This is a genomic window from Enterococcus sp. DIV2402, from assembly GCF_017426705.2.
In the GTDB taxonomy this organism is placed as follows: domain Bacteria; phylum Bacillota; class Bacilli; order Lactobacillales; family Enterococcaceae; genus Enterococcus_F; species Enterococcus_F lowellii.
The window spans coordinates 400,964-421,393 of the sequence record NZ_CP147251.1; the positions used below are offsets into that span (position 1 = coordinate 400,964).

A 20,430-nucleotide genomic window follows, 5' to 3' on the forward strand; every position below is an offset into this window, starting at 1 on the left:
ACAGTTATTCTCTTGCATTTTTTATTAATTTTGGTTTGAAGTTGTTTTCGCGATTTTTCCTTGTTCGATATAGACCATTAAAATACTCAAGTCGGCTGGATTTACACCACTGATTCGGCTTGCTTGAGCAATGGTTTCTGGTTGGATCTTTTGTAATTTTTGTTTTGCTTCGGTTGCTAAACCATTGATTGCTGAATAATCGATGTTTTCTGGAATGCGTTTTGCTTCCATGCGTTTTAATTTCTCTACTTTTTCCATCGCTTTTTTGATATAACCTTCGTATTTAATTTGAATTTCTACTTGTTCAATTTCACGATTGGTTAATGCTTCATTGACTGGAATAAATTGAGCAATTTCTTGATAACCAATTTCTGGACGGCGCAAGATTTCATTGGCTAAGACACCATCTTTTAGGGTCGCTGAGCCTTTTGCTTCTAAGAATGCTTGTACTTCTTTAGTTGGTTTGATACGGATACCTTTCAAGCGCTCAATTTCCGCTTCAACAGCGGCTTTTTTGGCTACGTAGTCTTGATATTGGTCTTCTTTTACTAAACCAATGACATGACCCATTTCAGTTAGACGTAAATCAGCATTGTCGTGGCGCAATAATAAACGATATTCGGCACGAGAAGTTAAAAGACGATACGGTTCATTGGTTCCTTTGGTTACTAAATCGTCAATCATCACACCGATATAGCCATCACTACGTTTTAAAACAAGTGGCTCTTTGCCTTGAATTTTCAATCCAGCATTAATTCCGGCGATTAAACCTTGACCTGCTGCTTCTTCATACCCGCTTGTTCCATTGGTTTGACCAGCTGTATAAAGGTTTTCAATAACTTTTGTTTCCAACGTTGGACGCAATTGATGGGGAACAACCACATCGTATTCAATAGCATAACCTGTTCGCATCATTTCTGCTTTTTCCAAACCAGCAATTGAATGCAAGACATTTTCTTGCACATCTTCTGGTAACGAAGAAGATAAACCTTGTACATAGACTTCTTCGGTATTTAAGCCTTCTGGTTCTAAGAATAATTGATGACGTTCTTTATCTGCAAAACGAACAATTTTGTCTTCAATTGATGGACAATAACGTGCACCAACCCCTTCGACAATCCCAGTAAACATCGGCGCACGGTGCAAGTTTGCTTGAATGATTTGATGTGTTCCTGGATTAGTGTACGTTAACCAACAAGGAATTTGTTCTTGTTTATAGGCACTATCTGGCGTGCTAAAGCTAAAATGATTGGGCGCTTCATCACCTGGTTGAATTTCAGTCACACTGTAATCAATCGTGCTTGATTTCACTCGTGGAGGTGTTCCTGTTTTAAAGCGTTCAATTTCTAGTCCTAGTTCTTTTAAGTTATCTGCTAAAGCTACGGAAGGTTGGGAATTATTCGGACCAGAAGAATATTTCAACTCACCAATAATAATCTCACCACGTAAAGCTGTTCCAGCAGTAATTACAACGGCTTTTGCTTCATAGCGTGCACCAGTTGCGGTTACTACGCCTTTACATACGCCGTCTTCAACGATCAAACGTTCTACAATTCCTTGACGCAATGTTAGGTTTTCTTCATTTTCAATTGTACGTTTCATTTCTGATGCATAGGCGTGTTTGTCAGCTTGGGCACGTAACGCACGCACTGCTGGCCCTTTCCCAGTATTCAACATACGCATTTGAATATAAGTTTTATCGATATTTTTGCCCATTTCGCCACCTAATGCGTCAATCTCACGCACAACAACACCTTTGGCTGGACCACCAACAGAAGGATTGCATGGCATAAAAGCAACCATATCTAAGTTAATTGTGATTAATAGTGTTTTATTTCCCATACGGCTTGCGGCTAAAGCAGCTTCTGAACCTGCATGACCTGCACCGACAACAATGACGTCATATGCGCCACCTTGATATTCTTGCATTGTGTTACTTCCTTTCTTATTTACCTAAACAGAATTGACTAAACAATTGTGTAATTAATTCATCTTGCACACTATCACCAACTACTTCACCTAAATAGTCCCAACAGCGTGTCATATCCATTTGTACAAGGTCAACAGGCATACCAGCTTCAATGCCTTCTACCACTTCGCCTAGCGCTTGTGAGGCATTTTCTAGCAAAGCAATATGACGTGTATTTGACAAATAAGAAGCATCTTTATCTGCTGTTTGCCCGCCAAAGAACAAATCAGCAATCGCTTTTTCTAACTGGTCTAAGCCATCATTTTGTAAAACAGATACGTCAAAAACAGCATCGCCTACAACATATTCTTCTAGTTCTGTACGATTTAATTTTGATGGTAAGTCGGCTTTATTTAACAAAATAATACGTTTTGTGCCAGTGGTAATCTCAATCAATTGACGATCTTCAGGCGATAGTTCTTCGCTTTGATTTAACACTAATAAAATTAAGTCAGCTTCTGATAAAGCTTTTCGACTGCGTTCAACACCAATTCGCTCAACAATATCTTCTGTTTCACGAATGCCTGCTGTATCAATTAATTTTAAAGGTACACCCCGAACATTGACGTATTCTTCAATAACATCCCGCGTGGTTCCAGCAATGTCGGTTACAATCGCTTTTTCTTCACGTAACAAATGATTCAATAAACTTGATTTCCCTACATTTGGTCGACCAATAATCGCAGTATTAAGACCTTCACGCAAGATTTTTCCTTGTTGTGCAGTTTGTAACAATGCCTGAATTTGTGCTTGCACATGCGTTGCTTTCTCTAATAATAAACGTGTGGTCATTTCTTCCACATCATCGTATTCTGGATAGTCAATATTCACTTCTACTTGTGCCAGTGTTTCAAGGATTTCTTGACGTAACGCACGAATCAAATTTGATAAATTACCATCTAATTGATTTAAAGCTAAGTTCATTGCTTTGTCAGTTTTCGCTCGGATTAAATCCATAATTGCTTCTGCTTGTGACAAATCGACACGTCCATTTAAAAAGGCACGTTTAGTAAATTCACCTGGTTCAGCTAATCGTGCACCTTGGCGTAATAGTAGTTGTAAAATTTGATTGACAACAACAATGCCACCATGACAATTGATTTCAATGACATCTTCTCGCGTAAATGTTTTTGGTGCACGCATGACAGAGACCATCACTTCATCGACTAATTGTTCTGTTCTTGGATCAAAAAGATGACCGTAATTAATTGTATGACTTGCGACATCTGCTAATGATTTATTGGCTTTGAATACTTTGTCTGCAATAGCAACAGCTTGATCGCCGCTTAAACGAACAATGCTAATTGCTCCTTCTCCCGGGGGAGTCGAAATTGCTGCAATCGTATCAAATTCTTGCGTAATTTCCGCCACGAATAGTCCCTCCTAATTTTTGACACAAAAAAAGTGCCCACTCCACCCGTTAAATTTCACGAGTAGACTTCGCACTTTGACTGCTTGTCTGATTAAATTCTTGTCATAGAGTAGCATATTTTTTCAATAGTGACAAGTTTCCAACTCACTTGTATTTTAAATAAGTTAAGTTTTGCGCAAACATCCAAAAAAAGCTAAAATATAGTTGCATAGACTTGCGGAAAGAAGGGATCAGTTATGAATACTGAAGAAAACATCAATTATAAACACGGTGGCGATGAGCGCATCAATCGTATTATTTTATCTACAGGAAATGTCAATAAACCCTATGTCGTACGTGACATTGTTTTTGCAACAGCTAAGATTGATGTTGATTTATTTGATCCAGCGAACAACCCAAATGAATTATTAGCTGACGTTGCTTATAAATTAAAAGAAACTGCCTATGAATACGGTGCAAATGCAGTGATTAACTGTCATTTTGAGCATGAGCATACTGACAATAACATCATAGAAATTTTCGCTTATGGAACAGTCGTGCAATTCACACAATCAACCATTGGTGGTTAATTTTTCCAATAAAAAAAAAGCCTGTCGAAAAGTCAGGCTTTTTTTATATCAAAGTATTTGCTCTGATAAGAATGATCTACTGTAGACTATACTTGTAAAAGAACATGAAGTCAAGGAAACATCGGTGAATCTGTTACATGACAGATCTAGTCTTTTCTATTAAATGTGTTTTACGTGTCTCACCAATAACTAAAGGTACGGTTTCATATTTTACTTCACTGTATTCTAAACCAAACCAGTTTTCAGGAGAAGTGGTGTAACGTTTGATAGATAACTTCATTTCCATCACTTGACGCTCCCATTTACTTAATTCACAGTTATTCGAAAGTGATTTTTGAATTAAAATAAATTGAAAATCACCCACCTCACGTCCAGGGGTAATAGAGTAAGTTTGCGGTTGTTTTGGTAAGCGACCATCTTTCATCAAATCATTAATCACTTGGCGAATATAGACATTTACATCTTGGTTCATTCTGAAACCAAGGTGTAATTTTAATTTTACGATAAAATCAGTTTCCATCATATCAACTTCATATTCTTGAGTGTACGGCTCATCGGTTACATTGACATTAACAAACCAATAGACCTTTGCTTTTTTCAAACGCTTATCTAAAATAGAATAAAGAAACTGGCGACCAATCCAATTGCCTGTAAGATTTGGTACTAAAAACACAACATTGGTTTGATACATAGGAATGGTAGAATCTTGTCGCAATTTGTCTAATTGAGGGAGATAATCATTTAAATTAACATCTTCTGAAGCTCTTTCTGCAATAATATTCCCCCATTCCCACACAACCATCACAAATAAAATGATTAAAGCCATAATAACGGCTACAAAACCACCATGGAAAAATTTTACAGCACTCGAAACAAAGAAAATCGTTTCAATAAAACCGAAGAAAACCGTTAATACCAACGCAAACCATTTATTTTTTCCACTAAGAGTTAAATAGTAATAAAGTAACAAGGTCGTCATTAACATGGTTATTGTAATGGATAAACCATACGCGGCTTCCATGTGGGTAGAAGTTCTAAACGTGACAACAACAAGCGAACAGCAAATCCACAAAATTAGATTGACTGCTGGAATGTACATTTGACCAATAGATGTTCCTGGATAGACGATTTTCAATCGAGGAAGTAATTTCAACTTGATTGCTTCAGAAACTAACGTAAATGAACCGGATAACAAGGCTTGTGAAGCGATGATAGCGGCTAAGGTAGCAAATCCGACACCAAATACCATCCAACCATTTGGCAAAGCCATAAAGAATGGATTAATATGCTCTTGTTCTAAAAATACAGGCTTTTTATAGGCTTGTAACAACCAAGCTGCTTGCCCAAGATAATTAAGCATCAGACAGACTTTTATATACGGCCAACTCACACGAATATTATTTTTACCAACGTGACCCATGTCAGAATAAAGAGCTTCTGCTCCGGTAGTTGCTAGGAAAATACTTCCTAAAATAAACAGACCTTCTTTATTTTCTGGACTAAACAATAATTTAATCGCATAGACTGGATTTAATGCCCGGATGACCGACAAATCACCGCTAAAATTAATTAATCCAACAACACCTAAAAAAGTAAACCATAAAAACATTGCTGGACCAAATGCTTTACCAACTAAATCCGTTCCAAAACGCTGCACTCCAAAAAGTACCAACAAAATAACCAATGTGATAATCACTATCACGTTTTGATCGTTTCCGAATGTATCGTAAAACAAAGGAATGCCTCGTAAGCCTTCAATCGCTGTTGTGACAGTGACTGCTGGCGTCAACACTCCATCTGCTAATAGTGCGGCCCCGCCTATCATTGCAGGAATAATTAAATATTTACCTGATTTTCTGACTAGCGTATAAAGCGAAAAAATCCCCCCTTCTCCATGATTATCGGCATTTAAAGCGATAATGACGTATTTAATAGTTGTCAGCAACGTCAAGGTCCAAAAAATTAGCGAAACAGCGCCTAAAATAAAATCGGGTTGTAGGCTTTTTAACCCACCATTTTCTTCAACAATTGCTTTCATTACGTAGAGCGGACTAGTACCAATATCACCATAAACAACCCCCATTGATACTAATAATCCTGCAGCTGAAACCTTTTTATGATCTTTTAACATATTGTTTCCTCCTTCTGATAATTAAAAATTTTTCAACTGACATAGAGGAAAAGAAAAAAGACCTAGATGAGCTCTGCTCACCTAGGTCTTGCCTTTATATTCTAAACCAGTGTTTACACACTTGATGTTGACTTAGAATCATAGAATAAATCTATGTGCTACTCCCCTAATGGACATCATTATCTACATTTTGGAGTTCTTTGTCAATTCTTTAGTTAAAAATATTTTTTCGCCGGTTCAACGACTAAATAACGATACGGTTCGTCGCCTTCAGAATGGGTTGTTACATAGTCTTTTTTACTCAATGCGGCATGAATTTGTTTGCGTTCAAAAGCAGGCATTGGTTCTAAAAAGACGGGACGACCTGTACGATCAACTTTTTCCGCTGTACGTTCGGCTAAACGTTGTAAAATTGCTTGGCGTTTTTCACGGTAGTTGCCGACATTAACGACAACAGACAATTTATTTTTGGCCACACGATGGATAAATACTTGCGCAAGATATTGCAACGCATTTAATGTTTTACCATGTTTACCAATTAAAATCCCTTGTTTTTGCGTCTCTAATTGAAACACTATTGTTCCATGTTCACGAGTCGTTTTTACTAGCGCAGGTGCATTTAATTCTCGAGAGATATTTGTTAAATACAAAGCAAGTTGCATTAACGCTTCATCATCTTCTAAATTTTCTAAAACGGTGTTATCTTTTGGTACTTCAGGTTCAACGGGGGCAACCGTCACATCTACTTCAACCACAGATTCAGCAAGTTCAGGTTCAACTACATCCTCAATGATTTCTTCGACTGTTTCCACAACTTCTTCTGTTAAAACTGGATTTAAAGAAACACGGGCATTTTTTTTACCCATTCCCAAAAATCCCTTTTTCCCTTCGTCTAATACTTCAACGGTAACTTGACTTTCTGTTAATCCCAGTGCCGCAAGACCGGCAGAAATTGCTTCTTCGACTGTTTGACCTTCATAGATTGGCATCGTTTATGCTCCTTTCGTTATTTTTTACGTTTTTTCTTCGGATTTTGTGCTTTACGTAAAGCACGTTCACGTTCTTTTTCTTGACGTGCGGTTTCTTCACGTTCACGAATAATTTTATATGGATTATTAATTAATAACGTTTGACCTACTTGGAAAGCATTAGAAACTACCCAATAAAGCGATAGGGCACTTGGTAAATTAATCCCCATGACTAAAATCATCACAGGCATCGTATACGTCATGATTTTCATACTAGGATTTGATTCTACTTGGCTCATGCTTGATAAGTATGTGCTTCCAAATGTAAAGATTGCCGCTAAAATTGGCAAAATAAAGTATGGATCCGGATTTCCTAACACTTTTAACCACATGAAGCTACCTTCTCTTAGTTCTGGTACACGAGAAATTGCTTGCCAAATCGCCATCAAGATTGGCATTTGAACAACTAATGGTAAACAACCTGCATATGGATTAACACCATTTTCAGCATACAGACGTTGTTGTTCTTCACGTAACTTTTGCTGTGTCGCAGTATCTTTTGATGAGTATTGTTGTTGCAGTTCTTTTAATTTCGGTTGTAGTTCTTGCGTTTTACGCATACTTTTTGTTTGGAAATTCATTAATGGTAATAAAATAATACGGATAATCAAGGTAAAGAGAATAATCCCCATTCCACGTGATCCACCAACTGATAACCATTTAATAGCCTCCGCAAAGTAATAAACTACATATCTTTCCCAAAAGCCAGTACTTTGGGCAGAGACTTCGCTTGTTCCACAAGCTGATAATAATACTACTAATGACACAAGACCCATCATCAGTAGGAGACGCTTTCTTTTTTTCACTGAACAATTTTCCTTTCCCTTAACTGATTATTTTTGCAAGTTTGAATACATGCAGCAAATTCGAGTACACTTCTTGGGAAGATAAATTTGAAACGGATGGTCTAGCGATGACGATAAAATCCAAATTCGGATTGATCATGTCTTTCATATCGAAAATACTCGCCCGAATCTTACGCTTCACAGCGTTGCGTGCGACTGCATTACCGATTTTTTTCCCGACAGAAATTCCCACGCGAAAATGCGGTTGGTCTTTAGGTAATACATATACCACAAATTTGCGATTCGCAAATGATTGTCCTGTTTGAAAAACTTTTTGAAATTCTTTCTCTTTTTTGACTCGATATGCCTTTCTCATGTCCTTTTCATCATTTCCTTCTACTTAGATACTCACTAACCAATAATACCATAATTTGCAATATCGGTTCAGCTTTTCAGCTAAAAAAGTGCATAAAAAAAAACCACTGAGGTTCAGTGGCTTATGCAGAAAGAACCTTTCTGCCTTTACGACGACGGCTAGCTAAAACACGACGTCCATTTTTAGTACTCATACGTTTACGGAATCCGTGAACTTTTTGACGTTTACGTTTATTTGGTTGATACGTTCTTTTCATTTATTTCCACCTCCAACAAGTGTTCTGTTATCGATTACTTTACGACATACTTTGATAGTATAACTAGTACCTCCTAGTTTTGTCAATAAAAAAGTGAAAATACCTTTTTGAAAGATTTAAGAAAGACGTCAATTGCTCTTTCTTATTAGAAAGAACAAAAAACAAATTTTCTCCTCATTTTTATTACAAAACGATAAAATTCTCCTTTTTTTCTCTATTTTTTAATCTATTTATTTATCCACAATATCGAAAATTTAGCTGGGGATATCTCTGTGTATAATTTTTTTTCATGAGTGACTTATTCTCGAGTTATTCGATGGTTATACACAGATTCACAGGGGGTTAAAAAGTTATCAACAGCCTCTTTTTTTCTGTGGATATTAATCTATAAAAGCTTATATATCAGCAAAAGTATTCAACACCTAATTGTGAATAACTTTTTTATTTTTATAGTTATTCACACAAATTTATTTTCTGTGGATAACAGTTTTACCAGCTTGTGGATTTCTTTTTATTTTTTTATCAACAGTGTGGAAAAACAAAATTAATTTTCTCATTTTTATTCGATACTGTGGAAAACTTCTTTAATCCATGATAAATTAGTACTATCTATCTTTATCGACTATTTTACAGGAGGATTTGCGATGCCATCTCTGGATGCTATATGGAAAGAGTTGCAAGACAGCTATAAAAAAGAAATGAATCCAGTTAGTTACAATACATGGATCGAACCTGCTATGCCTCTTTCTTTTCAAAATAATGAACTAATTATTGAAGTACCTACAGCTATTCAAAAGAATTATTGGGAAAAAAACCTCGCGGGAAAAATTCTTGAAACATTCTTTATGATGAGTGGTGAAGAAATTCTTCCAATTTTTGTTACACCAGACGAATCCGATGTCTATAAACAACGTGGAACGGAAAAAAATATAGAATTACCGACAACCAACGAACCAAACATTTCTATGTTAAATCCTAAATATACGTTTGATACATTCGTTATCGGAAAAGGCAATCAAATGGCTCACGCTGCAGCGCTAGTTGTTGCGGAAGACCCAGGCTCCATTTACAATCCACTCTTTTTCTATGGTGGGGTTGGTCTTGGAAAAACCCATTTAATGCACGCAATTGGTCATCAAATGCTCGCTAAACGACCACATGCCAAAATTAAATATGTGAGTAGTGAAAATTTCACTAATGATTTCATTAATTCGATTCAAAAAAACAAAATGGAAGATTTTCGAAATGAATATCGAACAGTTGATTTATTATTAGTCGATGATATTCAATTTTTGGTAAATAAAGAAGGAACGCAAGAAGAGTTCTTTAATACATTTGAAGAACTTTATCGAAACAATAAACAAATTGTTTTGACAAGTGATCGTTTGCCAAATGAAATTCCAACGTTGCCACAACGTTTAGTCTCGCGTTTTGCGTGGGGGTTATCTGTAGATATTACTCCACCAGACTTAGAAACACGAACTGCTATTTTACGAAAAAAAGCAGAAGCAGAAAATTTGGAAATTCCTGATGATACGTTGAGTTATATTGCAGGACAAATTGATTCCAATATTCGTGAATTAGAAGGCGCCTTAGTTCGTGTGCAAGCTTTTGCGACAATTCAAAGCGCTGATATTACAACCAGTTTAGCCGCTGAAGCACTGAAAGCACTTCAGTCCAGCGAACCATTGCGTCAAGTATCTATTTTACAAATACAAGAAGAAGTAGCAAGTTATTATCATATTCAATTAAAAGACTTAAAAGGCAAAAAACGCGTGAAAAGCATTGTTGTGCCACGTCAAATTGCTATGTTTTTAGCTCGAGAAATGACAGATAACTCTTTACCAAAAATCGGCGCCGAATTCGGTGGCAAAGATCATACCACAGTTATTCACGCGCACGAAAAGATTCAGCAATTATTAAAACATGATTCAACGATCCAAAATGAAATTTCTGAGATAAAAGGATTACTACTAAATTAGTGTGTATAACTAAGAAAAAAAGAAGCGAAGTTACCCCCAGTTTATTAACAGGTGAATAACTTTATTTTCTTGTGTTTTTATCGAGTTTTCCACAGTATCAACAGCCCTACTACTACTACTATTTTTATTCTTTAAATTAATATAAAAGGAGAAGCTATCATGAAAGTAACGTTAAATCGTTCAACCTTTATTCAAGAATTACAAACTGTTCAACGAGCAATCTCATCAAAAACGACTATGCCAATCTTAACTGGAGTTAAAATAGAACTTTCAGCAAATGGTCTGACTTTAACAGGAAGCAATGCGGAAATTTCAATTGAATCATTTTTAAGTGTCACGGATGAAAATGCGCAAATGGTGATCGAGCAGACAGGTGCCGTTGTTTTACAATCTCGTTTCTTTGGAGAAATTATTCGTCGTTTACCTGAAGATGATTTCACAATGGAAGTGATTGAAAATAATCAAGTGAACATTACTTCGGGTAAAGCTAACTTTACTGTGAATGGTTTAGACGCAGATAGTTATCCACATCTACCAATTGTGGATAGTCAAAATCAAATTACTATCCCCATTCATGTCTTAAATAAATTAATTGGAGAAACTGTATTTGCGGTTTCTCAACATGAAAGTCGTCCAATCTTAACAGGGGTTCATTTTATTTTAGAAAATCAAAAGCTATTAGCTGTTGCGACCGATTCTCATCGTTTAAGCCAACGAATTATTCCGTTAGAAAGTGGCTCAGAAGCTTTTAATATCGTTATTCCAGGAAAAAGTTTAACAGAGCTTTCTCGTTCAGTAGGCGATGAAGAAGAAGAAATAAAAATTAGCATTATGGATAACCAAGTATTATTCGAAACTAAAACCATGAAGTTTTATTCTCGTTTACTTGAAGGAACGTATCCTGATACGAATCGTTTGATTCCAACTAGCTTTAATACAGAAATTGATTTTAGTGTGCCGGAACTTTTAGCAGCTATTGAGCGTGCGTCATTGCTATCTCATGAAGGTCGCAATAACATCGTGCGTTTGCATATCGCTAGCGATGGAGTTATTTTATACGGAAACTCTCCAGAAATCGGAAAAGTGGAAGAAGTCTTAAATTACGAAAAAGTTTCTGGTGACCCACTAGATATTTCGTTTAATCCAGACTATATGAAAGCTTCTTTACGCGCGTTTGGGGCAACAACAATCAGTATTCGTTTTATTTCAGCAATTCGTCCATTTACATTGGAACCAACAGAAGGTAATGGTGAATTTATTCAATTAATTACACCAGTTCGTACAAATTAATTTAGATTTTCATTAACTTTGAAAATTTCTTGAAAGACAATTCTAAAAAGAGAATTATACAAAGAAGGGCTTAAAATCGATTTTAAGCCCTTCTTTTAATTTTAAATAAAATTTGTCTAAATGAATTAAAACTTCTAAAAACGATAAATATGCGGATAAATTTGTTTTATTCCTTTAAAAGAGGTATAATATAAACATATGTCTCTAAGTAGAATTGAGGGAAAAAATGAAAGAGAAAATCATTTTAAAATCAGATTACATGACACTGGGTCAAGTTTTAAAAGAAGTGAATGTTATCAGTAGTGGCGGTCAAGCCAAATGGTATTTAGCTGAAAATACTGTTTTTATTGATGGAGAGCCAGAAAATCGCCGTGGTCGCAAATTATATGATGGCATGATGATTGAGATTCCAGAAGTCGGTACCTTCTTTATGATAAAGGATAACGACCATGCGTCTGAGTAATCTTCAGATACAAAATTTTCGAAATTATGACAACTTATCTTTGACGTTTACCAAGAACCTAGTTATTTTTTTAGGGGAAAATGCGCAAGGGAAGACGAATATTTTAGAAAGTATTTTTGTACTGGCGATGACGCGTAGTCACCGAACCACAAATGAACAAGAATTAATACAATGGGATGCCAAGCAAGCCTCAATTAGGGGAAACGTTGAACGTACACATACTTCGGTCCCTTTGGAGTTATTTTTAACCAAAAAAGGCCGTAAAACCAAAGTAAATCACATAGAACAAAAAAAACTAAGTAGTTATATTGGTCAACTCAACGTTATTTTATTTGCCCCAGAGGATTTATCTTTAGTGAAAGGCAGTCCCCAATTACGCCGTAAATTTTTAGATATGGAAATTGGCCAAATTGATCCTGTATATTTATACGATTTGGTGCAATACCAAAAAGTTTTGAAACAACGCAATCAATATTTAAAGCAATTAGCTGAAAAAAAGCAAACGGATGAGTTATATTTAGAAATTTTAACAGAGCAATTAGTAGAATTTGGAAGCAAAGTTCTGATTGCAAGACAAAAATTTGTTAAACGTTTGGAATATTGGGCGAGTCAGCTCCACCAAAAAATTAGTCAAAATAAAGAAACTTTAGTGATTGAATATATTTCAAGTGTCCCGGATACTCCGTGGGATAATCTAGAAGCTGTTCAAACAGCTTTTCGTCAAGCCTTAGAAAAAGTCAAAAACAAAGAACATTTTCGTCAAGTCACATTAGCGGGACCACACCGTGATGATTTGATTTTTTTGATTAATGAAAGAAATGTTCAAACATTTGGTTCGCAAGGTCAGCAACGTACCACTGCATTAAGTGTGAAATTAGCTGAAATTGATTTGATGAAAGAAGAAACTGGGGAATATCCCGTCTTATTACTAGATGATGTCATGAGTGAATTAGATGATGCGAGACAACTGCATCTACTTGAAACAATTGAAGGCAAAGTTCAAACGTTTTTAACAACGACAACGTTAGAACATGTGAAAGATAAAATGACCGTTGAACCAGAAATTTTCTACGTTCGTCAAGGTCAACTAGAAGGAGAGAGTGCGGAGTGACAGAAGAAGAGAAAATGTTAAATGAACGCGCAAAAGAATATGATGCAAGTCAGATTCAGGTCTTAGAAGGACTAGAAGCAGTAAGAAAACGTCCTGGAATGTATATCGGTTCCACTAGCTCAGAAGGATTACACCATTTAGTATGGGAAATTGTGGATAATTCTATTGATGAAGCTTTAGCAGGGTTTGCTACAAGTATTCAAGTCATTATTGAAGAAGATAACAGTATTACAGTTATTGATGATGGTCGTGGAATTCCAGTAGATATTCAAGCCAAGACAGGTCGACCAGCTGTTGAAACGGTTTTTACTATTTTGCATGCCGGAGGAAAATTTGGCGGTGGCGGCTATAAAGTATCTGGTGGTCTGCATGGAGTAGGGTCGTCAGTGGTTAATGCCTTGTCGACTACTTTAGATGTAAAAGTCCATAAAGAAGGTAAAATTTATTATCAAGAGTACTGTCGTGGAAAAGTTGTCGCTGATTTAGAAGTGATCGGTGAAACTGACCGTAGCGGAACAGACGTCCATTTCATTCCTGATCCAGAAATTTTCACAGAAACAACAGTCTTTAACTTTGAAAAATTAGCGACACGTGTTCGTGAATTAGCATTTTTAAATAAAGGGTTATTCATTTCAATTGAAGATCGCCGTGAAGCAGAACCAGTTAAACGTGAATATCATTATGAAGGCGGAATTAAAAGCTATGTTGAACATTTGAATGCCAACAAAAATGTCTTATTCCCAGAACCAATCTTTCTTGAAGGGGAACAACAAGAAATTACAGTCGAAGTATCCATGCAATATACAGATGGGTATCATTCAAATATTTTAAGTTTTGCGAATAATATTCATACTTACGAAGGTGGAACACATGAATTTGGATTCAAAACAGCGTTAACTCGTGTAATTAATGATTATGCTCGTAAGCAAAAATTGATGAAAGACAACGATGAGAATTTAACCGGAGAAGATGTTCGAGAAGGGTTAACAGCTGTTATTTCTATTAAACATCCGGATCCACAATTTGAAGGACAAACAAAAACCAAATTAGGTAATTCAGAAGTGCGAACTGTTACAGATCGCCTATTTTCAGAACATTTCTCTAAATTTTTAATGGAAAATCCTTCTGTAGGACGTCAAGTAGTTGAAAAAGGTTTATTAGCTTCTAAAGCGCGCTTAGCAGCGAAACGTGCGCGTGAAGTGACTCGCCGAAAAGGTGCTTTGGAAATCAGCAATTTACCTGGTAAATTAGCCGATTGTTCAAGTAATGATCCTGAAAAAACAGAATTATTTATCGTCGAAGGAGATTCTGCCGGTGGTTCAGCGAAACAAGGACGTAGCCGTGAATTCCAAGCGATTTTACCTATTCGTGGGAAAATTTTAAACGTTGAAAAAGCCAGCATGGATAAAATTTTAGCTAATGAAGAAATTCGTTCCTTATTTACTGCTATGGGAACAGGTTTTGGTGCTGATTTTGATGTATCAAAAGCGCGTTATCATAAACTTGTTATTATGACCGATGCCGATGTCGATGGAGCTCATATCCGTACGTTATTATTAACCTTATTCTATCGTTATATGCGTCCAATCGTGGAAGCAGGGTATGTTTATATTGCGCAACCACCATTGTATGGGGTGAAACAAGGAAAAAACATTACCTACATTCAACCAGGCAAAAATGCCGAAGAAGAATTGCAGCGTGTTATTAGTGAATTACCAGCAACACCAAAACCAACTGTTCAACGATATAAAGGTTTAGGAGAAATGGATGACCATCAATTGTGGGAAACTACGATGGATCCAGAAAATCGTATGATGTTACGTGTTAGTGTAGATGATGCCATTGAAGCAGACCAAGTTTTTGAAATGTTAATGGGTGACAAAGTAGAACCACGTCGCGCGTTCATTGAAGAAAATGCACACTACGTTAAAAATCTTGATATTTAACGATAAGGAGGAGAAATTTTGGAAGATCAAAAGAAAAATATTCATGACGTCAATCTGACCAGTGAAATGCGCGAATCCTTTATCGATTATGCCATGAGTGTCATTGTTGCCAGAGCGTTACCAGATGTTCGAGACGGTTTAAAACCAGTTCATCGTCGTATCTTGTATGGGATGAATGAATTAGGGGTAACACCGGACAAACCGCATAAAAAATCGGCACGTATTGTTGGTGATGTTATGGGTAAATATCATCCACATGGGGACAGTGCTATTTATGAATCAATGGTTCGTATGGCGCAACCATTTAGTTACCGTTACATGCTTGTAGATGGTCATGGAAACTTTGGTTCCGTCGATGGCGATGGTGCGGCGGCTATGCGTTATACCGAAGCACGAATGAGTAAATTGGCTGTAGAAATGTTGCGTGACATCAATAAAAATACAGTAGATTATGCAAGTAACTATGATGATACAGAACGTGAACCACAAGTTTTACCAGCGCGTTTTCCTAATTTATTAGTTAACGGAACGACAGGGATTGCGGTCGGAATGGCAACGAACATTCCCCCTCATAACCTAAATGAAGTTATCGCAGCCATTGATCTATTGATGGACAATCCTGAAGTGACAACTAATGAGTTAATGGAAGTTTTACCTGGACCAGACTTTCCAACTGGTGGTTTAGTCATGGGTAAATCAGGTATTCGCCGTGCTTATGAAACGGGGAAAGGTTCTATTACCGTTCGAGGAAAAGTAGAAATTACAGAAATGCCTAATGGTAAAGAACGTATTTTAGTTACAGAATTACCATATATGGTTAATAAAGCGAAATTAATTGAACGAATTTCTGAATTGCATCGAGACAAGCGAATTGAAGGTATTACTGATTTACGTGATGAATCTTCTCGTGAAGGGATGCGAATTGTCATTGATGTTCGTCGTGATGTCAGTGCATCAGTTATTTTAAATAACTTATACAAAATGACGGCGTTACAATCTTCGTTTGGTTTCAATATGTTGGCAATTGAAAAAGGCGTGCCAAAAGTATTAAGTCTAAAACGTATTTTAGAAGATTACCTAGAGCATCAAAAAGAAGTGATTACACGTCGTACCATTTTCGAAAAAGAAAAAGCTGAAGCACGTGCCCACATTTTAGAAGGATTACGAATTGCGTTAGATCACATTGATGAGATTATTGCGATTATTCGTGGGTCAAAAACGGATGGCGAAGCAAAAGCAACGATGATTGAAAAATTTGATTTATCTGATCGCCAAGCGCAAGCTATTTTAGATATGCGTCTTCGTCGTTTAACTGGTTTGGAACGTGACAAAATTGAAGCTGAATACCAAGATTTATTGAAATTAATTGAAGATTTAGCCGATATTCTAGCTCGTCCAGAACGTGTAGCAGAAATTATTCAAACAGAATTACATGAATTAGGTCAACGTTTCGGTGATGCGCGTCGTACAGAATTATTAGTCGGCGAAGTATTGAGTTTAGAAGATGAAGATTTAATTGAAGAAGAAGAAATCGTAATTACTTTAACGAATAATGGCTATATTAAACGCGTAGCTAATAGCGAATTTCGTGCGCAACGTCGTGGTGGACGTGGTGTTCAAGGTATGGGGATTCATGATGAAGACTTCGTGCGCACATTGGTTTCTTGTTCTACACATGACACCTTGTTATTCTTTACCAATGCAGGGAAAGTCTACCGTTCGAAAGGCTATGAAATTCCAGAATATGGTCGAGCTGCCAAAGGAATTCCGGTAATCAATTTATTAGGAATCGATTCAAGCGAACGTATTCAAACGATTATTTCAGTTTCTGATAAACCAGAAGAAGGCAATTATCTATTCTTCACAACTAGATTAGGAGTAGTCAAACGGACATCTGTTATGGCATTTTCTAATATTCGTAGCAATGGTTTAATTGCGATTGGTTTAAAAGAGGGCGATGAATTAGTCAACGTCTTATCAACGAAAGGCGACGACGTCATGATTATTGGCACGCATAAGGGATATTCTGTAACGTTCAAAGAAGAAGTTGTTCGTGATATGGGACGAACTGCCGCTGGTGTACGTGGTATTCGCTTACGTGAAGAAGATTATGTCGTAGGCGCTGCGGTCATTCGTGAAGATGATGAAGTCTTAGTGATTACCGAAAATGGTTATGGTAAGCGAACAGCTGGTAGCGAATACCCAATTAAAGGCCGTGGTGGTAAAGGAATTAAAACAGCGAATATCACAGCGAAAAATGGTCCATTAGCTGGTTTAACAACAGTAACGGGGGCAGAAGATATTATGCTAATCACTAATAAAGGGGTTATTATCCGCTTTAGTGCCGAAACAGTTTCACAAACTGGACGTGCGACATTAGGGGTCCGTTTAATGAAAATGGAAGAAGATGCTAAAGTTGTGACGATGGCAACGGTCGATCCAGAAGTCGATGAACTTGTGGAGACACCAGAAGGATCAGAATAAAAAAGTAACTGACGCACTAGCTATTTAGTGCGTCAGTTTTTTTACTCATGGATAGATTTACCATAGAGCGTTGCATAACGTCGGACGAGGAAATCGATAAAAAAAGTCAAAGGATAGGTGCCAATTTGTAGATAGTTATTGCTGGTGGCATGAATCGTTTGATCAAAAAAATTTGTAAAAACATTTTTGGTATGCTGTGTAATTAAGACTGAATACGCTGGGGTGTTGGTAATTTTATTTATCAAATCGGCATTTTTACTAAAAATCATGCCGAAAGAAGAAAAGACAATAATCAATGTGCTCTCTGTAGCCTGTTGCACAATCAGGTTCAGTAGTTTTTCTTCTTCAGGTACCAAGGTAAGTTTATGACTAATCATAAGTGACGTCTGCATACTTTTAGCTAATTCTAGTGTTGAGCTATAACCAACTAAAATCACTTCTTGTGCTTGATAAATTTTGTGAAGTAACTCATCAATTTCTGTATAATCCAAATGTGCAACCACATCATCGATAGATTGTTTGATTTCATTTGCATACTCTTGAAGATACTCTTTAGGATTTGTTTGAAGCTGTTGGGCTTCTTTTTTAGACATGCGTAATCCTTGAAAATGTGACATTTTATTTGCCATGGTGATTTCTTTTTTCAAATGGGCATAGGAATTTAGTTTAAATTGCTTGCAAAATCGCGAAATCGTTGCGGCTGAAACAAAACATTCATCGGCTAATTCGGAAATACTCATGGTAGGAACTTTTTCTGGATACGTTAAAATATAAAGAATAATTCGCGAATAAGTGTCGTTTTTGTTCGCTGTGTTTAAGTATTTAAGGAAATCTTGATAATCAAACATGTGCATGCTTCCTTTCTAAAACAAAAATTTTCATAAATATGAAAATTTTAATTGAAAATGAAAAATTGATGTGTGATTAGAAAAAATAATCAGTTGGTTTCATGATACACTATCCTCAGAAATAAGAAAACCAACAACGGAAGGAATGGACAAACGATGGGATTTCCAGAAGGATTTTTATGGGGTGGCGCCACAGCAGCCAATCAGTTTGAAGGAGCTTTTTTAGAAGACGGTAAAGGTTGGTCGACTGCAGACACAGCGAAATATACTAGATTAGATGATCCAACCAAATTCTCGCTGTTAGAACCAATGACTACTGCCGATGTTGAATTTGCTAAGGCAGATCAAGAAGGAATTTATCCTAAACGTTACGGCATTGATTTTTATCACCGTTACCAAGAAGACATTGCGTTATTTGCAGAAATGGGCTTTAAAACGTTTCGTCTATCGATTTCATGGCCACGTATTTTTCCAAATGGCGATGAATTAGAGCCAAACGAAGCCGGTTTAAAATTTTATGACGATGTATTTGACGAATGTTTAAAGTATGGAATTGAGCCTCTAGTAACATTATCACATTACGAATTTCCATTAGGGTTAGCGTTCAAATATAATGGTTGGGAAAGTCGTGAGACAATCGCTCATTTTGAACGGTATGCGCGCGTTGTTTTCAATCGTTACAAAGATAAAGTAAAATATTGGTTGACCTTCAACGAGATTAATATCATTGGAATGACTGGATATTTAAGTGGTGGAATTTTAGCAGATAAAACTGAAAATCTGTTACAAGCGCAATATCAAGCAGCGCATCATCAATTTTTAGGTAGTGCATTAGCTGTAAAAGCATGTCATGAGATTATTCCAGACGCTAAAATTGGAAATATGTTGGCTCGGATGGAAGCTTATCCAGAAACCTCTAATCCAGCTGATGTCATGGAAAGTATCTATGCCGATCATACTAATTTATTCTTTAGTGATGTGCAAATTCGTGGATATTACCCAGCATATATGAATAAATTCTTTAACGATCATCAAATTATGATTAAAAAAGAAGCTGGCGATGATCAATTACTACGAGAAGGCACCGTTGATTTCATGTCATTTAGTTACTATATGAGTAGTATTGCCTCATCTGATAAATCAGGAGATGAAACGGCCGGTAACTTGTTGGGATCGAAGAAAAATCCATATTTAAAATCAAGTGATTGGGGTTGGCAAATTGATCCAGTCGGTTTGCGTGTGACACTTCATAAATTATATGATCGTTACCAAGTACCTTTATTTATCGTAGAAAATGGGTTAGGCGCAAAAGATGTAGTTGAAGCAGATGGTTCTATCCACGATGATTATCGGATTGATTATATGCGTGACCATATTGAAGAAATGTCTTTAGCGATTGAAGAAGGCGTTGATTTAATGGGATACACACCTTGGGGCTGCATTGATTTAATTAGTGCAAGTACAAGTGAAATGTCTAAACGATATGGTTTTATTTATGTCGATCAAGACGATGAAGGCAATGGAACGTTAGCTCGTTCGAAAAAAGATTCATTTGACTGGTATAAAAAAGTTATTGCCACCAATGGCTCAGATTTAGCTTAATTTGTGAACGAAGCAGGTAGAAATATTACTTGTTTCGTTTTTTTTCTAGTTATTTTGTTTAAATTGCGTAATTACTTATGAAAATCAAATTCATTCGATTTAACAATCATGATAAAAAACTTGCGTGGAGAAGAAAAACAGTGTATAATTCATCTTTGTGAGTAGTCTTAAAAGACCATTCTCTGCTCCTAGATTGTACTAGGGGCCAAAGTCCATAG

Annotated in this window: 16 protein-coding genes; 8 read left to right on the forward strand and 8 right to left on the reverse strand. The window is 36.5% G+C overall.

The annotated features are described in order from the left end of the window. Positions 1-24: 24 nt before the first annotated feature. Positions 25-1,929 (reverse strand): tRNA uridine-5-carboxymethylaminomethyl(34) synthesis enzyme MnmG, encoded by a 1,905-nt coding sequence (mnmG, locus tag DOK78_RS01880; protein ID WP_207941864.1) that lies wholly within the window; start codon positions 1,927-1,929, stop codon positions 25-27. A gap of 16 nt (positions 1,930-1,945) precedes the next feature. After that, positions 1,946-3,340: a tRNA uridine-5-carboxymethylaminomethyl(34) synthesis GTPase MnmE gene (gene mnmE, locus DOK78_RS01885; protein ID WP_207941865.1), complete on the reverse strand. Its 1,395-nt coding sequence runs from the start codon at positions 3,338-3,340 to the stop codon at positions 1,946-1,948. A gap of 237 nt (positions 3,341-3,577) precedes the next feature. Between mnmE and DOK78_RS01890 the strand changes: the two genes are divergently transcribed. Next, positions 3,578-3,910: a heavy metal-binding domain-containing protein gene (locus tag DOK78_RS01890; RefSeq protein WP_207941866.1), complete on the forward strand. Its 333-nt coding sequence runs from the start codon at positions 3,578-3,580 to the stop codon at positions 3,908-3,910. Between the two features lie 133 nt (positions 3,911-4,043). On the opposite strand, the gene DOK78_RS01895 is transcribed toward DOK78_RS01890, so the two are convergent. From DOK78_RS01895 to rpmH, 5 genes are all read right to left on the reverse strand, one after another. Continuing rightward, positions 4,044-6,041 (reverse strand): KUP/HAK/KT family potassium transporter, encoded by a 1,998-nt coding sequence (locus DOK78_RS01895; protein WP_207941867.1) that lies wholly within the window; start codon positions 6,039-6,041, stop codon positions 4,044-4,046. A gap of 215 nt (positions 6,042-6,256) precedes the next feature. Next, on the reverse strand, positions 6,257-7,030 hold the full coding sequence (gene jag, locus DOK78_RS01900; protein WP_207941868.1) for an RNA-binding cell elongation regulator Jag/EloR: 774 nt from the start codon (positions 7,028-7,030) through the stop codon (positions 6,257-6,259). A 17-nt stretch (positions 7,031-7,047) separates the two neighbouring features. Further along, a complete protein-coding gene (locus DOK78_RS01905; RefSeq protein WP_207941869.1) occupies positions 7,048-7,875 on the reverse strand; it encodes a membrane protein insertase YidC in 828 nt (275 codons plus the stop codon). A 19-nt stretch (positions 7,876-7,894) separates the two neighbouring features. Further along, a complete protein-coding gene (rnpA, locus tag DOK78_RS01910) occupies positions 7,895-8,230 on the reverse strand; it encodes a ribonuclease P protein component (protein ID WP_207941870.1) in 336 nt (111 codons plus the stop codon). Positions 8,231-8,351: 121 nt separating this feature from the next. Beyond that, positions 8,352-8,486, reverse strand: a complete 135-nt coding sequence (rpmH, locus tag DOK78_RS01915) for a 50S ribosomal protein L34 (protein WP_002293121.1) — start codon at positions 8,484-8,486, stop codon at positions 8,352-8,354. A 644-nt stretch (positions 8,487-9,130) separates the two neighbouring features. On the opposite strand from rpmH, the gene dnaA reads away from it, so the two are divergent. The 6 genes from dnaA (at position 9,131) to gyrA (ending at position 17,762) form a co-directional block, all read left to right on the forward strand. After that, positions 9,131-10,468: a chromosomal replication initiator protein DnaA gene (gene dnaA, locus DOK78_RS01920; protein WP_207941871.1), complete on the forward strand. Its 1,338-nt coding sequence runs from the start codon at positions 9,131-9,133 to the stop codon at positions 10,466-10,468. A gap of 159 nt (positions 10,469-10,627) precedes the next feature. Then, positions 10,628-11,758 carry a DNA polymerase III subunit beta gene (gene dnaN / locus DOK78_RS01925; protein WP_207941872.1) on the forward strand — a complete coding sequence of 377 codons (1,131 nt, stop codon included), beginning with the start codon at positions 10,628-10,630 and terminating at the stop codon, positions 11,756-11,758. Positions 11,759-11,984: 226 nt separating this feature from the next. Then, positions 11,985-12,221 (forward strand): S4 domain-containing protein YaaA, encoded by a 237-nt coding sequence (gene yaaA / locus DOK78_RS01930; RefSeq protein WP_207941873.1) that lies wholly within the window; start codon positions 11,985-11,987, stop codon positions 12,219-12,221. Further along, entirely contained in the window at positions 12,208-13,332 is a 1,125-nt protein-coding gene (recF, locus tag DOK78_RS01935; RefSeq protein ID WP_207941874.1) for a DNA replication/repair protein RecF, read from the forward strand. The genes yaaA and recF overlap by 14 nt, the downstream gene beginning before the upstream one ends. Further along, on the forward strand, positions 13,329-15,278 hold the full coding sequence (gene gyrB / locus DOK78_RS01940; RefSeq protein WP_207941875.1) for a DNA topoisomerase (ATP-hydrolyzing) subunit B: 1,950 nt from the start codon (positions 13,329-13,331) through the stop codon (positions 15,276-15,278). Before recF ends, gyrB begins: the two co-directional genes overlap by 4 nt. Positions 15,279-15,344: 66 nt before the next feature. After that, positions 15,345-17,762 (forward strand): DNA gyrase subunit A, encoded by a 2,418-nt coding sequence (gyrA, locus tag DOK78_RS01945; protein WP_243430676.1) that lies wholly within the window; start codon positions 15,345-15,347, stop codon positions 17,760-17,762. 41 nt (positions 17,763-17,803) lie between these two features. Here gyrA and DOK78_RS01950 read toward each other — a convergent pair whose 3' ends face one another. Continuing rightward, complete coding sequence (locus tag DOK78_RS01950) at positions 17,804-18,610, reverse strand: MurR/RpiR family transcriptional regulator (RefSeq protein ID WP_207941876.1); 807 nt, start codon at positions 18,608-18,610, stop codon at positions 17,804-17,806. A 156-nt stretch (positions 18,611-18,766) separates the two neighbouring features. Between DOK78_RS01950 and DOK78_RS01955 the strand changes: the two genes are divergently transcribed. Next, positions 18,767-20,212, forward strand: a complete 1,446-nt coding sequence (locus DOK78_RS01955) for a glycoside hydrolase family 1 protein (RefSeq protein WP_207941877.1) — start codon at positions 18,767-18,769, stop codon at positions 20,210-20,212. The last annotated feature ends 218 nt before the right edge of the window (positions 20,213-20,430 follow it).

What these genes read in the sequence shown, in the direction of transcription:
- DOK78_RS01890 (WP_207941866.1), top strand. Translation starts at nt 3,578, where the DNA reads ATGAATACTGAAGAAAACATCAATTATAAACACGGTGGCGATGAGCGC.
- yaaA (WP_207941873.1), top strand. Translation starts at nt 11,985, where the DNA reads ATGAAAGAGAAAATCATTTTAAAATCAGATTACATGACACTGGGTCAA.
- mnmG (WP_207941864.1), bottom strand. Translation starts at nt 1,929, where the DNA reads ATGCAAGAATATCAAGGTGGCGCATATGACGTCATTGTTGTCGGTGCA.
- jag (WP_207941868.1), bottom strand. Translation starts at nt 7,030, where the DNA reads ATGCCAATCTATGAAGGTCAAACAGTCGAAGAAGCAATTTCTGCCGGT.
- DOK78_RS01895 (WP_207941867.1), bottom strand. Translation starts at nt 6,041, where the DNA reads ATGTTAAAAGATCATAAAAAGGTTTCAGCTGCAGGATTATTAGTATCA.
- recF (WP_207941874.1), top strand. Translation starts at nt 12,208, where the DNA reads ATGCGTCTGAGTAATCTTCAGATACAAAATTTTCGAAATTATGACAAC.
- dnaN (WP_207941872.1), top strand. Translation starts at nt 10,628, where the DNA reads ATGAAAGTAACGTTAAATCGTTCAACCTTTATTCAAGAATTACAAACT.
- gyrA (WP_243430676.1), top strand. Translation starts at nt 15,345, where the DNA reads ATGCGCGAATCCTTTATCGATTATGCCATGAGTGTCATTGTTGCCAGA.
- DOK78_RS01955 (WP_207941877.1), top strand. Translation starts at nt 18,767, where the DNA reads ATGGGATTTCCAGAAGGATTTTTATGGGGTGGCGCCACAGCAGCCAAT.
- rnpA (WP_207941870.1), bottom strand. Translation starts at nt 8,230, where the DNA reads ATGAGAAAGGCATATCGAGTCAAAAAAGAGAAAGAATTTCAAAAAGTT.
- DOK78_RS01950 (WP_207941876.1), bottom strand. Translation starts at nt 18,610, where the DNA reads ATGTTTGATTATCAAGATTTCCTTAAATACTTAAACACAGCGAACAAA.
- dnaA (WP_207941871.1), top strand. Translation starts at nt 9,131, where the DNA reads ATGCCATCTCTGGATGCTATATGGAAAGAGTTGCAAGACAGCTATAAA.
- rpmH (WP_002293121.1), bottom strand. Translation starts at nt 8,486, where the DNA reads ATGAAAAGAACGTATCAACCAAATAAACGTAAACGTCAAAAAGTTCAC.